Below are 14,843 nucleotides of genomic sequence, written 5' to 3' on the forward strand. Positions count from 1 at the left end.
CTTTTTTTATTTATATTATTTGCTCAACAAGGCCGCTGCTGCTTCATCTGCAATAACAACAACATCAGTATGTTTTTGCAAGATAGATGCTGGCATATCTTCAGTGATTTCACCTTCAACCATTCCTTTAATTGCTTCTGCTTTTGATTCGCCATAAGCCATCAATACGATTGATTTAGCTGCCATGATTGAAGCGATACCCATAGAAATCGCTTGACGTGGCACATCTTCTTCGTTTTCAAAGAAACGTGCATTTGCTTTAATTGTACTTTCTTGGAGATCGACAACGTGTGTTGTTTCTTCAAATGAAGTTCCAGGTTCGTTGAAACCAATGTGTCCGTTTTGACCAATTCCAAGAATTTGGAAATCAATCGGGTGTTCAGCAATGATTTGGTCATAAGCTTTTGTTTCTGCTTCCAAATCTGCCGCCTTACCATTTGGCAAGAAGTTTTCTTTGAACGGTTTTTCATTGAAAAGGTGTTTGCTCATAAAGTAACGGTAAGATTGTTCATCTGAACCATCAAGTCCAACATACTCGTCCAAGTTTACTGAAGTCATATCTGAAAAATCAAGATTTGATTTAACGATTTGGTTGTAGAATTCTACTGGAGTTGAACCTGTAGCAAGTCCAAGTGTTTTTGCTCCATTATCCATTGCTTCTTTGAGTAAGTCAAAGCCGATTTTTGCGCCTTCAAGTTGGTTTTTTACGGTGATAACTTTCATAAGAGAGTCTCCTTTTTCAAATTGGTATATACACATTATAACGCTTATTCATTTTCTTGTCAATAGGAAAGTTCAATTTTCACCCAATTTTTATCATGAAATTATAAATAAAAACGGCTAGCTGCCGTCTTTATTTTCCTTATTATTTTAAAGTATTTTCAAATTTATTTTTGACCTTGTCTAGCGTTTCTTGGGTAACAAGTTGGGTCTTGTTTCCTGAGATTTTAGTCGCATGGACGTTTATTTTACTTACCTTAAGCGCCTTATTATAGTGTTTGACCATATTCATAAACTCTGAGAAGCTGATGTTAGTATTGATGACCTCAGGGAAAATTTTCAAAATTGCTAAAGAGTGTCGCGTCAGAACAGAAGGCTTTTTCAAATTCTCAAATGTAGCAATAGCCACATCTTGTAGTCTGTCTGTATAGCCTTTCTGATCGTTAGCGTCAAGCAAGCTGAGGTAAGCTGCAACTTCATCCGCTGTTTTTAACTGGACAGAACCTTGCTCAAATTTGAGGCCCTTAGATACAAAAGCTGTTGTATTTTGCACAACGATTCCTCCACTTGCATCAACCAGTTTCCCCATGTTGTCAAAGTTAATTTCTACTACTTTATTAGTTTCTGTACCAAAGGTCTCATTAAACTTCTTGCTTACTGCTGCTGCTCCGCCTTGAGTATAACTTTGATAGAGCGTTGTTTGATCTGGAAAAACTAAAAGAGGTTGAACATTGATGAGACTTGTCTTTTTGAGCTTTGCATTTGTAGAAGTAAGGCTGGATGTCATAAGAACTTGCTCATTATCTACATGAGCAGTCCCTAGAATTAAAGTCGTAAATGTTTCTTCTTTCTTTAAGTTTACCGGACGTGCTTCTGCCAGATGCAGAGTATTAGCCTTATTGATGGCTGTTTTAGAACTTTGATAGAAGAATACCCCTAAGCCAGTAAAAACAAGTATCAAGACTAGTAAAGTGATGCCGATAACTTTAGGAAACTTGCCCTTTTTTTGAGTAGCTTTCTTTCCACTTGACCGTCTATACGTTTCTTTTTCCATAACTCTCTCCTTATTTAAGAATGATAAAATCATTAACTGAGCGTTGATCCTGACTCGGATATATTACTTCGCCCTTGAATGCCATTTGACTTGATCCGCCGCCGTCCAGAACCACTGCATTTTTTAAATTCAACTCCTTAAACTTATTCATAATCTGATCATATCCTGTACTTGTATCCGAAATAATAAGGTAAAGGTTATTCTGCGCGTCATTTGCTATAAAAGAGTGAATCATCCAATTCACTGAACCATCATTTTTTTGAATTTCACCATCACGGATTAGCACCGAACCGAAACTGAAACTCATTTGCCCACCATTTTCAATGATTGTTGAGGCGGGTACAGAAGAGTCATAGATTTGACTACTGCCGTCGCTATTGATAACAAAGGCATTGTTAGCTCTCTTATCTGAACCCCAATCCTTAAAAAGTTTTCCATTATTCATCTGAAACCCTGTGATGTGCATAGTGCTCATATTAAATCCAGAAGCATTCATGATTAAGGCCTCGGGGTATTTTTGCATAATTTCTTGCAAGGTAAAAGCTGGAGCATCAACCGAAGTTGCCGTTTTTAATACTTCGACATTGTTGGCTTTATAAATTTTAAAACTGCCCGACGAAAGATCAGTAAACTTCTCGCCTCCCTCTTTCGAATTTAGTTTTATCGTGCGGGCTTCTCCTGTATCTTTGACAATACTTTCAGAAGACTTGACTGCTTCTTTCGAACTGTTGGAGGCAATATAACCTGACTCTTGATCTGTATGTTGTACACTTTGAGCTTGACCATGTGGTTCTTCTTGTTTTTTAGGAGTCATAATTATAAATGCAGACCAACCTACAATTAGTAGAAGGCCAAAGCTAATAAACCAACCTAACTTCTTTCGTTTTTTTATCGTTTTCATATCTCTACTTCCCTCATATTTTTCTCTACTGTTTTTTCAGTCATAAGATTTTCAATCACCTTAAGCACACGTTCTGTCGCTTTGCCATCACAATAGTTGTAGGTTTTCTTGAAAAAGAGAGCTCTTTCCTTTTGGTAGGATGTGCTATCCGTTGCCTGGAGCGCTTGGATAAGTTCACCTTCATTAAAAGTAACCGCTCCTGGAAATTCTTGCAAGTAATCGATTGTTAAACCTGGTTTTTTAGAATAGCTTTTAAAGTCGGGCACATAAGCGATGATAGGTTTATCAAAGACCATCCAATCCACTGCAATAGCCGAATAATCAGTTATCAAAACATCCGTGACGCAGAAAATCGAGGAGATCGGTTCTTCTTCGATGAAAAGGACATGAGGATTATTCTCATAAGCCGAACCTGAAATAAGTGGATGCGCCTTGTAGATAATGACATAATCTTCACCCAAGGCTTGGTGCACGCGCGCCAAATCAATCTTGGCTTCTTTAAAATATGTACTGATCCGTCCACGAAATGTTGGGGCATAAGTAATGACTTTTTTATTGGCCAAAACTGGATACTTTTCAAGAAGTCGTACTTTGGTGTCTTGAACAAAATGGTCATCGAAGATTTTGTCATTGTTAGGAATACCTGTAACAAGGACATTTTCTTCAGGAAGATTGAAAGCTTGGGCATATACTCCTTTGTAAAAGTCGGAGTTGGCGATAGCATAATCGTAGTTTTTAATTTCGTAATCCCTTTGGACACAGTTGCCAAAGTTTTTTAGAGCTGCAGTGGCGTGCCAAATCTCTAGGACTTTGACTTCTTTACGATGAGGAAACTTGGAAATGACAAAGTTGTTATAGTCAATGATCACCAGTTTTGAACTTTGAAGGACGAAAAGTTGCTGGATACAAGCCAGTCCATACTGGAGTTGACCCAGGAAAGTGGGCTGGAACTTGAAAAGCAGGGGTTTTATCTCATACTCTTGCTTTGCGTTTAACTCATCATGCAGAATTTTGAAATCCTTGGATAGGTTATCATGCTCAAGCGAAATGAAAGTGATCCGGTTCTGATGCACACGAAAAAGAAAAGTAAAAGGATAGAAGAGTGCCAAAATGATGGTCAACACGATAGATTTAAGTTTCACTAAAAACCTCACTTACAATTTTTTCACAAGCACTGCCATCATTCCACGGATTAAATCTCTCGTTAAAGGCGCGCAGCCTTTGGTAGTCAAAACAATCATCTTTAATCATTTTTAGGAGTTCTTCTTCTGTTTTTACGACATCATTAGGTAAATCATCAGGGACTTTGAGATAAAAACCTCGTAATTCTTCAGCATAATGTTCAAGATCGTACATATAAAAGTAAATCGGTCTTCCAATTTGTGCATAATCAAAGAACACACTTGAATAGTCTGTAATCAGGGCATCACTCACCAAGTAAGCCTCGTTAATATCCTGATTTGGATTCATGAAAAACACAAAATTCTTTAAATCACGAGGGATATGGTAAGTGCTACAAATCAAGTAATGCGGTTTAAACAAAACAATGTGGCCTTCTCCAAGCGCCCTTTTCCATTTGTAAAAATCGACCTTTAATTCAAAGGTGTAGCCCGTATTACTATAAGCATTATCTCGCCATGTTGGAGCATAAAGAATTATTTTTTTATTTGTTGGCAAATGATACTTCCTCTTTAATTCTGCGATCTTTACAGGATCTGGATGCACCAAACAATCAACACGTGGGTAACCAATATGGAGCATTTTGGGCTGCGGAAAAGCGAATGCTGTTTCAAATACCTGAGCCGAGAAGGGACTAGAAGCGATAAGATAATCCCAATGCCTCCGGTCCTTATCATAGGACTTTACCATCTGTTTGTAGCTTTGTTTGCTTCGATAATAAGTTGAACCATTATCTATGATGTCATGCCCTAATCGCTTCAAGGGAACGCCATGCCAAGTTTGTAAGTAAACTTGGTCTGACTTCTTATAATAATAAGGTGCCATTTTGGAGTTGAAAATCCAATATTTGGCTTTAGAAAGATAGTAATAATATTGAAGCGAGTTAAATTTTACCGTTTTTGCTCCTGCTATGGCTTGTTTTTTTTGGAAAGCCCAGATGAGTTGATAATCAGAAAACTGTTCCGAATCTCTCATATATTCAAACAGATAGCGTGGATTATCCGAGTAGGATTTCCCATTAAATGAGGTCAACAAAATAATCTTTGAATTTGTCTTAAAAACTACTCCTAAAATAAACAAAAAGGGGTACATTATTGTTCTTATAAAAAATAATCTTAGTCTCGCTAATAAAATCAATATTGTCCCTTTCATTACACTCTAAATAAATTTTTTCCCTACTATTTTAACGAACTGATTCAGTGATAAATTTGTAGAAAAATCTTCTGAAATTTCATCAATCACTTTTTGAAAAGTATCTGTATTTTTTACTTTACTTAAAGCTTTTAATAAAGCATTGATATCTGTTTGTTCCGTTTTTCCTAAAATTGCTAAGCTTTTAGTCACCGACTCTTCACTTAAAGTTATTAAACTGCACACCTCAGGTAGTTTTTCTACTTTAGAAAACTTCTTTCCTTGAAAAGTATACATGCTACTATCAATTTTCAAATATAAGTCGGTTGCCTTGCGATCATTAGGGTAATTATTTTGGCGATGCTTGAATAAATAATCAACTTGTTTCAATAGTTTTATTAATTTAAGCGGATTAATAACCAATCCTAACTTTAAGAGAATCTTTTTTATATCGTTCATTTATTCTTTAATATTAGAAATATACATCTTCCCTAAATCTTGTTTGATACTTGAAGATGAAGTTTTACCACGTGGGAAATACATGATTTTCAACTCAGGAAATTGCTCCTTCAAGAAGTCAAATTTTCCTTTCCAATCATCACCCATGACAAAAATATCCACCTCAAACATATCGATATAGAGCGCTTTGTCCTCCCAAGATTGCTCAGGCACCACAAGGTCAACATAACGTATAGACTCCAAAATATACTTACGGGTTGCATATTCTTGATAAGCTTTTTTCCCTTTTTGGGCATTGAATTCATCTGTCGAAAGCATGACGATAAGCTTATCGCCAAGGTTCTTGGCATTGCGTAACATGTCTACATGGCTTTCGTGGAGAATGTCAAAGGTACCTGCGACGAGGATGCGTTTTTCTTTGTTCATTTCTTTACCTACCATTTTTTTGATTTCCGTCTTAATAATTTTTTTAAAAGAGGTATAAATTGAAATTCCTCTTCCCAACTTCTCACTGCTTCGTCAATTCTTTTCGAATTTTCAGCATCATAAAAAGTAAAGTATTTCATATGGTAGCTCATTATTTCTGGTGTATCATTCTTAACAATAAAAGCTTTTATTTTTTGTAATAAACTATCTGCGTCAAGTACAACTATTTTTGATAAATCTTTCTCCATATTTAGATAACTTCCTTGAAGGTTTAAATACTCCTTTTGGTCAAATTGGAATAAAAGTGTTGGAATATTATAATAAAGCGAATCCCACATAATACTACTATAGTCTGTGATAACTAGTTCACTTGATCGTAATTCCTCATCTAGTGGATGTTCATCTTGATATAACACTTTTATATGATCACTACTTGATGTAAAATACTTTTCGAATTGAATGAATTTAGGGTGCATCATAAAATGTAAGGAATAATCATATTTACATAAAATATCTTCTAAAATCTCAGAATGAATTAAATTATAATACTCTTTATAAAAATTGCTTCTCAAAAATTCTTCATGTGATAAAAGTTCTAAGTGTGTACGCCAGGTGGGCATAATGAATATTTTTTTTTGCTTCTTTATTTGTTTTCCATTGTCCCAGCGTGCTAAACCTGTAACTGCAACTTGTTTTTCATCGTAACCTAAATAATCTAAAACTATATTCTTTTCAACAAATGAACTGGTAATAAATAAATCTGCATGATTTAGTTTATTATTAGCGAAGAAAGTTCGATCCACTTTCTTTAAGCCTAAAACGCCATGTTGTAAAAACACAAATGGCTTTTTGTTCAAGAAAAAGCGTGCAATACTTTGATTGTGTCTCCATGCATAAGCATGTCCCTTAGACTCTGAAGCAATAAAATATTTTGAAATAACAATCAAAAGAATGTGTTTAACACTCATAAAATAAACTATATTTTTTCTGAATGGAGACAAATTTGATATGTCAGGTGAGTCTTTTTTTATAATATAGAATAGTTTATTTTTTCTATTATTTTGCACATAAGTAAAATAATAGAAGGAATTATCACGCGCGTAATTAGAGAATTTTTCGTATATAAGCCTTAAATCCTTATAATACCAGTAAACAAAGGGCACTAAAAGCAAAGCAACTACTTCTTTTAATTTATACCTAATTGCATCATATTCATCAGTTTCTCGTATCTGTAAAGCTAAATATCCTCCAACTGCAAAATATGCTGTGATTAAATATTTTTTTCTAACATTTATTACTGTTTGATATTTCAAATGTAACCAATTTATCGCTTGACGTTGTAATCTCGAATGATTACAGATCCTCTGATATTGTTGCTCTCCATTTTCATTTTGGTATTCTAGGTAAAGATCATAATAGAGACTAAAAGGAGATATTGCTTTAAGCGGTAACAGAAAAACTACTTCTGTATCCGTTAAGGAACTTGCTGATACAGTAAACGAATATTGTTCATCTTTTCGAGACTTCACATATAATAAAGTTTTGCTTAGTTCTTTGGGCACTTTAACCTTGATTTTAACTTGTGTTTTTAAAACTTTAATAGTTTTTACTGTTATTTTGGTCATTAATAAATATATATTATTTCCTCTACTTTAAAATATCTCTTACAATTTTTGAGTTAAAATATCAGCAATATTTTTTGAGGCATTACCATCTCCATAAGGATTACTTGCATGACTCATCTTTTCATACTCATTTCTGTCTTCAAGCAAAGTTTTAAACTCTCGATAAATCGTTTCTGCTTCAGTACCTACAAGTTTTAAAGTGCCTGCTTTAATTCCTTCAGGACGTTCAGTAGTATCACGCATTACTAAAACAGGTTTGCCCAAGGATGGTGCCTCTTCTTGAATTCCACCACTATCAGTCAAAATCATATAACTTCTCGCAAGAAAATTATGAAAGTCAATAACCTCTAAAGGTTCAATCAAACGAATTCTATCATTATCTCCTAAAATATTTTTAGCAGTAGCTCTAACTTTAGGATTTAGATGAATTGGATAAATAACTTTTACATCACCATGTTCTTCAACAATACGACGAATTGCTCGGAACATTTGTTCCATTGGTTTTCCCAAATTTTCTCTACGATGTGCTGTGATCATTATTAACCGGCTATTTTCTACCCATTCTAATTGTTGGTGTTTATAATCTTTAATTACTGTTGTGGCTAGGGCATCAATAGCTGTATTTCCGGTCACATAAATATCAGAACTATTTTTTCCTTCTCTAAATAGATTTTGCCTAGAAATCTCTGTAGGCGCAAAATGGAATTTCGCGGTTAAACCTACAGCTTGGCGATTAAACTCTTCTGGAAATGGAGAATAAATATCGTAAGTTCGTAAACCAGCTTCAACATGGCCAACTGGAATTTGGAGATAAAAGCAAGCTAAAGATGCAGCAAATGTACTGGTTGTGTCACCATGTACCAATAATACATTCGGTTTTTCCTCTTCTAAGATTGGTTTTATTTTCATTAAAATAGCTGAAGTTACATCAAATAAAGTTTGATTATTTTTCATTATCTCCAAATCATAATCTGGTTTTATATCAAAAATGTGTAAAACTTGATCTAACATCTCCCTATGTTGCCCTGTCACACAGACTTTAACATCAAAATTAGGACAACTTTTTAGCTCATTAACCAAAGGACACATCTTAATTGCTTCTGGTCTTGTACCAAATACTAGCATTATTTTTTTCATTTTTTCTCCTTATTCTTTATTGTTTTCTACTTTCCTAAATATAAAAATGTCTTAGGCTCCAACTCAAAAAGATTTTTATCTTTTGTTCGTTTATTAGAAAGAATGTTTTTTAATAAATTTTCAATGAATTCCACATTATCCATTACCATTGGTGAGTGCTTTTTCTTTTCAACATTAATTATTAGAGTAGATGAAACGCCATAATTAACTATTTTTTCTGAAAATAGTTTTGTTTCTTTAAATTGTTCATCTGCCACACCAGTATAAAAGAAAATTGTTTTCTTTCGTGTTATATTTAGAGGGTGGATAAAATTATTGATATCATTCATAGTACTCTCATTTATATTGTCTTGATTTTCTGCATAAATGAGTGGTTTAAGCATTGAAAGATGTTTATTAATATACTCTGTAATTTTTATTTGGGGGACCAAGCTAAAAATTTTACTAATATAAGGACTTAATAAACCATGAACCAAAGCTCCTGTCCCTCCTTTACTACTTCCAAAAGATATCACCATCTGATAATTTTTCTTACTTACAATACTTTTGATTTCTTTCTGTATATCATTGATAATATTTTTTCCAAAATCACTGATGTACCAGCCATATATTCCAGAATAGTGGTCTTCAATATAATAGAAATCTGCCTCTTCTATTTTTTTAGTCCAATTAAACCAATTATATTTCTCATGGTAGCGTCCAATGTCCTCATCTGTTACCTCTTTATTGAGATAAGATATTATAGCTTCTTGTGGAACTCTTCCAGCAGATTGAAACACTATTATTAATTTATCTGAACCATTATCTACATATTTACCAGACATGATTTCCCTCCAAATCTTAAATAATTTTTTCTGTTTTTAAGTAATCTACAATTCGTTCTGTATTCTTATTATCGGAAAAATTATTTATCTTTTTATATTTATCTATGAAAACTTCCTCCAATTGAAATCCTCTTCTCTCTGCATTAAGTACTGTTTCAATAAGTTCTTGTTCAGTGTAGGCTATTGGACCTGGAGCTGTATCTTCATTTAAGGACGGCTGTGCCTGGTACTTCTCTATCAGCATATCCTTTTCTTTCCACCAAAAAATAGGATAAGCACCACGATTGATAGCATCATAAATCGCACTAGAATAGTCAGATATAAATATTTTTGAAACTGTTAATGCCTCTGAAGGATTCGTACAGATATTTTCTTTATAATTTGGAAAATGATCCACGATATAATCAGCAAATTTATTATGTGGTACAATCAATAGTTTTTCTAGTAAATTATTTTCCTCAAAGGCTCTAATGACTGAGATAATATCCCGATAATAACTGGTTTCTTCTAACCTATTTTCATAAACTAAATGTTCTTCCCAATATCTATAAGTTGGCATATATGAGTAAAATTTTAGATCATTAATGACTGGATAATCAAAAGTCGCCAACCCACTTAGGAGAAGATCATCAGGTTGATATCCCACTTTATAAAATTCTTTTGCTTCTAATTTCGAACTAATAACAACTTTTTTTAAATTTATCTTTATATTCTTTTTATGAAAACCAGCAGCCATTGGATTTTCAATTGGCTTGGCAAACATAATCCCATGTTGCAAAAATATCAAGGGCGTTTTTGTAATTTTGCTTCTTAGTTTATTAATAAATATTCTGTCGTTAATAAGATGATTTGAAAATTCTGTGCTAATAAAGTGATCAGCATTATATATCAAGCTGTAGTGCTTTAAAGAATATTTTTTTACTAATTTGTTGCCATATTTCTCTTTAAGCAGTGGGAAGTCTTTACTTCTTTTATCTAATATAAAATAGTTTTTCGAAAGAGTATTCTCTGCCAAGACTTTATCAAAAACCTTAATTGCAGATTCATCTGCTTTTTTTGAGAATTTTTCAAAATATAAATTTATCGGAGCTCTATCTCCTTTTTTTCTTGTAAGACTTGCAATATTCTGTTTCAGTATGTTTGAAAGCGAATATTCTTCTGAAAAAGGTAATATTGTACAACTTGTCCCTTCACCCACATTTCCTCTGAATATTACGATATTGCTATTAATTTTTTTTCGTGCAAAAACTTCAAAATCTTCTTTTAAATAATTCTTCATATAAAGGGGATATAGTTTTTCTACTTCATTTCCTAAATAAAGTCCTCTATGAATTTCTTCTGTATCTGTTAAAAATTCTATTGGTATTTTTGCAAAGGCAAAACTTTTTCCTATACCAGTAGATAATCTTCGAAAACTGGAAATAGGTTTATCATTCCCTTTAATATAAATATAATCGTACTCCCCTGTAGACTGCCTATATGTATTACTATATTTTCCGTATATAATAACTGTATCCTTCACAAAAGATACCTTAAGATCTGATTTGATACCATAAGACTTCTTTGGACAACAGGTTAAATAGTTTTTTCCTTTATAGGAATATATATAGAAGCATGTTTTGTTGATTTTTAACTTAAGAACTATCCCTATTGGAAGCTTTGCTTTAGAGCCTCTTACTTTTATACCATGGTCTTTTTCAACTTTTCTAAAATCAAAATTATAATTTTCGTTTTCATACATAAATTCAATATTTGATCTATTATTAATAGTTACCTTTTGAAACCTTGCATCTATCTCTTCAAGAAATATTTTTGATATAGATAACTTATCTTTATTAGGATAGTAAGTAATAAAAATAGCTTTGTTATTATATTTTATTGAACCCAGGATTTTTTTATTTTTTATCGGAAGCTTCATTGTATACCATTCATTTTGCTGCTTCCTTGAAAGGAGTCCGTTCACTCTCTTTCCTAATAATCGCTTTCTACCTTCGTGAATATAAAGCGTCATTGAAGCAATACCTGTTTTATTTATTGTAAGATGTTTATCATAAATTTCAATGTGTCTATCAAAAAAGTGATTTTTATCTCTAATTTTTTGTTGTACAGATATTAATTGTTTTTGTTGTTCAATAACATAAAAAAAGTGAGTAGAGTTGAAGGAAACTTGTGCTATTATTTTTTCATTTTTATAGAGAGGGCCCTCTCTGAAAGGAGCTTCACTAAATTTAAAATAACTTAAATTACCTTCACTACTAATAATTGATATTCCTTTACCTTCGTCTTCTATCTGGTAATCATAACCTAATTTGCTATTAATAAATAATACTTCCACTGTTTACTCTTTTCTAATCCTTAGTTTATAAATAATCTGAAATTCTATCTCGAATCTTCATATGCATATTGGCCCCGATTATTAGTAAAATTATTAGCAACAAAATAAAGCCCACATTATACATACCTTTTTCCCAAAATCAGGCTCTCCCAAATGCTATATCCCTAAACCCTTCTATTAGATAATAAAAAGGATTAATCAATTGTGATTGAATCAAAAATTGAGGAATAATTTTAAAATGATCCAATGAAAAAATGACACCTGATCCATACATTAAAAATCTAAAGATATAATTCAAAAAGAATTTAAAATCAGGAAATACAACTTCGATTGAAGAACATAAAAGTGACATTGCTAAGGAAAAAATAATTAACATGGGGAAGTAATATAGCAATTGCAACCAATACATGGATGGATAGTAGCCTGAAAACATTGCAATAATTAATCCCATTCCCACCATGATGTATAATTCTGTTAAAAAGCCAAACATTGATGCTGTAGGCATAATGCTTACAGGGAATTTCATTTTCGCAGTCGTTTTAAATTGTGTAGAAACACTCTTTGCTCCAGTTACAATAACATGCTGCATAAAAGAATATACGCCCATACCAATAAACATCCAAGGCAGTGGGGGAAGACCATCTGGAGCCGAGCGGTTCATCAATACACCAAAAATAATATAGTTGATGGCAAGTTGTACTAGAGGATCCAAAATTTCCCATATGCGTCCAAACTTATTTTGCATCGACGTGCTTTTGGTACTGTATTTTGATAAATTGATAGCTATAGGAAAATATTTAATCTGCTCTTTAAGGTAAAGAATAGCATCTTTCATTATTGAATTACCCCTCCATCTGGTTGCTCTGTGGTTGCATCGGTTGCTGTTGTTGGTAAATTTATAGTTTGACCTGGTCGGATAACATCAAAGTCAATTCCTGGATTAACCGCTTGAATTGCATCCACAGTTAAGCCTTTACTTTCAGCAATACTTCCTAGCGATTCCCCTGCTTGAATCACATATGTTGTTTCCTCTGCCGTACCTGGTTCAGATTCACTCGTGCTTGTCACACTTTCACTTGTGCTTGGTTGTGAAGTAGATTGAGAGATTGCTTCTTCATTTTCTGAACTTGAAGAAGTGGTTATAGTACTCTCTGTTGTCTTATTAGTTTGTTTATCTTCACGAGATACTTCTTTTGCTTTAAAAAGGTTGTGTGAGAAAAATTTTACGGGGTGTTGGACTGATTTTTTCAATGTCGTGTTACTCAAAGAAACGAGAGTAATCCAGAGAAAAACCAGCATACAAAGTGCCACTACTATTTTTGAGAAGAAAGATAGTTTGTGATTGTCTTTCTTCTTTTTCAAACTTTGGGTCACTTCACGATTAACACGACGACTTTTCGAAGAACTTTGACTAATAATTTCTTTTTTTAACTCCTCAACAGAGTAGTCAAATTGGGCTTGACGTTGTTCTTGTTTATAAGCTTCTTGTTCTTTTTTTGATAAGGATTTAAACCAACGGACAAACTTTTCATACTCTGGTATAACTTCCTCTGGCGTTCCATATGCCTTGACTTCTCCGTAATTCAGCCAAATAACGCGATCACTCCACTCTTTAACCGTGCGCATATCATGTGAAACCATCAAGATTGTTTTCCCTTGATCCCGAAATTCAAACATTTTCTTTTTCGATTTGTCAACAAAGGTTTTATCACCAACAGAAAGTCCTTCATCAATAATCATAATGTCAGGATCTTGATGTACCATGATAGAAAAACCCAGTTTTGCCTTCATACCTGAGGAATACGTTTTAACGGGTTGGTCAATAAAAGGTCCAAGTTCAGAAAAATCAATAATATCCTGCATCTTGGCTTTTATTTCCTTATTTTTCATACCGACCATCAAGCCCTTCAGACGGATATTTTCACGTCCAGAAAGATTGTTTTGCATGCCTGCATTAGCTGCAATAATCGAAACGTCACCATTAATTTCAACTTGTCCTGTAGTTTGCGCAATTTGACCGCTAATGATATTAGAAAGTGTTGATTTTCCTGCACCATTCAGCCCAATGACTCCGACACATTCTCCTTCATGTATTTCAAAGCTTACATTACGTAAAGCCCAAAAATCTTTCTGACTTTTTTCATTTGCTCCTATTAAAGATTTTGCCTTGTTCCGTGTATCTTTCACCGGCAGCATCTCAAATTTCTTCGACAAATACTCGGCTTTTATTTTGCTGTGCTTCACGTGTACTTTTTTCTCCTTTGACACTTCTGTCCTACAATTTCAAAAACATCTCTTTAATTAGCAGAAACCAAATACGTTAAAAACGTATTTTTCTCGTATAAATTTTAATGATTTTCTGTCTTACCTAAAATAATTTCATCGTAGGTAATATTAAATAATGCGAGAATTCTTTCTAACTTTTTTTTAGAGATCCGAGAAGAATCTTTCTCTAAATCGCCAAGCTCACTGACAGTCAAATTCAATTTACTTGCAAGTAATTCCTTTGACAAACCTTCTTTTTCTCTCCAACCTTTTAAAGAATTCTGTTGCATAAAAACCTCATTTCTTAATTTGAACATAAATGAACACAATTATTTTAATTATAATACGTTATAAATGAATAATTAAGGCAAACCCGCACTATTTTTCTTGATTGCGTTTGTGTTTAACGCTATAATAAATACATGGATACTCAAGAACATCGCGCTATTATCGCAACTAATATTAAAAAGTATCTTCAGATGAGCGGTATAAAGCAGAAAGATTTCGCTTCTAAAATCGGGATAGTTCCTTCTACTTTATCAGATTACCTTAATATGCGAATCACACCTTCACAAGGTGTAATTCAAAAAATGGCCGATATTTTGGGAGTTGAAAAATCTGATATTGATACTACCTACAAAAATAAACTCTCTCTTAACCTTGATCGCCTGATTGATGAGGCTCTTTTCTATAAAAAAGAAATAATTGAAGAGAAAGATCGAGTATTCTTAAAAAGGACACTCGATGCTTATTTTTACTCTAAAAACAAGGATTAAACTGGGGAAAT

Annotated in this window: 14 protein-coding genes and 1 pseudogene; 1 reads left to right on the forward strand and 14 read right to left on the reverse strand. The window is 33.2% G+C overall.

From position 1 onward, the window contains the following. Positions 1–15 precede the first annotated feature (15 nt). The 14 genes and pseudogenes from nagB to P3G65_RS07225 form a co-directional block, all read right to left on the reverse strand. Complete coding sequence (nagB, locus tag P3G65_RS07160; protein ID WP_019292738.1) at positions 16–723, reverse strand: glucosamine-6-phosphate deaminase; 708 nt, start codon at positions 721–723, stop codon at positions 16–18. Between the two features lie 142 nt (positions 724–865). Then, positions 866–1,774, reverse strand: a complete 909-nt coding sequence (locus tag P3G65_RS07165) for an LCP family protein (protein ID WP_019292739.1) — start codon at positions 1,772–1,774, stop codon at positions 866–868. A 10-nt stretch (positions 1,775–1,784) separates the two neighbouring features. Then, the gene (locus P3G65_RS07170) at positions 1,785–2,675 is read right to left on the reverse strand and encodes a phosphodiester glycosidase family protein (protein WP_017370437.1); all 891 of its coding nucleotides are present in this window, start codon (positions 2,673–2,675) and stop codon (positions 1,785–1,787) included. Next, the gene (locus P3G65_RS07175; RefSeq protein WP_019292740.1) at positions 2,672–3,817 is read right to left on the reverse strand and encodes a CDP-glycerol glycerophosphotransferase family protein; all 1,146 of its coding nucleotides are present in this window, start codon (positions 3,815–3,817) and stop codon (positions 2,672–2,674) included. The genes P3G65_RS07170 and P3G65_RS07175 overlap by 4 nt, the downstream gene beginning before the upstream one ends. After that, complete coding sequence (locus tag P3G65_RS07180; RefSeq protein ID WP_019292741.1) at positions 3,807–5,006, reverse strand: CDP-glycerol glycerophosphotransferase family protein; 1,200 nt, start codon at positions 5,004–5,006, stop codon at positions 3,807–3,809. The genes P3G65_RS07175 and P3G65_RS07180 overlap by 11 nt, the downstream gene beginning before the upstream one ends. Before the next feature lie 6 nt (positions 5,007–5,012). Next, positions 5,013–5,444, reverse strand: a complete 432-nt coding sequence (locus P3G65_RS07185; RefSeq protein WP_019292742.1) for a hypothetical protein — start codon at positions 5,442–5,444, stop codon at positions 5,013–5,015. After that, positions 5,445–5,870, reverse strand: a complete 426-nt coding sequence (tagD, locus tag P3G65_RS07190) for a glycerol-3-phosphate cytidylyltransferase (RefSeq protein ID WP_029346251.1) — start codon at positions 5,868–5,870, stop codon at positions 5,445–5,447. It lies immediately after the preceding gene. 8 nt (positions 5,871–5,878) lie between these two features. Beyond that, positions 5,879–7,495 (reverse strand): CDP-glycerol glycerophosphotransferase family protein, encoded by a 1,617-nt coding sequence (locus tag P3G65_RS07195; RefSeq protein ID WP_019292744.1) that lies wholly within the window; start codon positions 7,493–7,495, stop codon positions 5,879–5,881. A gap of 39 nt (positions 7,496–7,534) precedes the next feature. Then, a complete protein-coding gene (gene wecB / locus P3G65_RS07200) occupies positions 7,535–8,632 on the reverse strand; it encodes a non-hydrolyzing UDP-N-acetylglucosamine 2-epimerase (RefSeq protein ID WP_019292745.1) in 1,098 nt (365 codons plus the stop codon). A gap of 26 nt (positions 8,633–8,658) precedes the next feature. Further along, the gene (locus P3G65_RS07205) at positions 8,659–9,456 is read right to left on the reverse strand and encodes a hypothetical protein (RefSeq protein ID WP_019292746.1); all 798 of its coding nucleotides are present in this window, start codon (positions 9,454–9,456) and stop codon (positions 8,659–8,661) included. Positions 9,457–9,472: 16 nt separating this feature from the next. Next, positions 9,473–11,791, reverse strand: a complete 2,319-nt coding sequence (locus P3G65_RS07210) for a CDP-glycerol glycerophosphotransferase family protein (RefSeq protein ID WP_284071141.1) — start codon at positions 11,789–11,791, stop codon at positions 9,473–9,475. Between the two features lie 25 nt (positions 11,792–11,816). Beyond that, positions 11,817–12,626, reverse strand: a pseudogene (locus P3G65_RS07215) (ABC transporter permease). Then, a complete protein-coding gene (locus P3G65_RS07220) occupies positions 12,626–14,035 on the reverse strand; it encodes an ATP-binding cassette domain-containing protein (protein ID WP_107106262.1) in 1,410 nt (469 codons plus the stop codon). The pseudogene P3G65_RS07215 and the gene P3G65_RS07220 overlap by 1 nt, the downstream one beginning before the upstream one ends. Before the next feature lie 104 nt (positions 14,036–14,139). Further along, complete coding sequence (locus tag P3G65_RS07225) at positions 14,140–14,346, reverse strand: helix-turn-helix transcriptional regulator (RefSeq protein ID WP_019292751.1); 207 nt, start codon at positions 14,344–14,346, stop codon at positions 14,140–14,142. A 132-nt stretch (positions 14,347–14,478) separates the two neighbouring features. Here P3G65_RS07225 and P3G65_RS07230 point away from each other — a divergent pair, with 132 nt between their 5' ends. Beyond that, complete coding sequence (locus tag P3G65_RS07230) at positions 14,479–14,832, forward strand: helix-turn-helix transcriptional regulator (protein ID WP_017370431.1); 354 nt, start codon at positions 14,479–14,481, stop codon at positions 14,830–14,832. Positions 14,833–14,843 lie beyond the last annotated feature (11 nt).

It is taken from the genome of Lactococcus sp. bn62, assembly GCF_029492705.2.
Classification (GTDB): domain Bacteria; phylum Bacillota; class Bacilli; order Lactobacillales; family Streptococcaceae; genus Lactococcus; species Lactococcus petauri.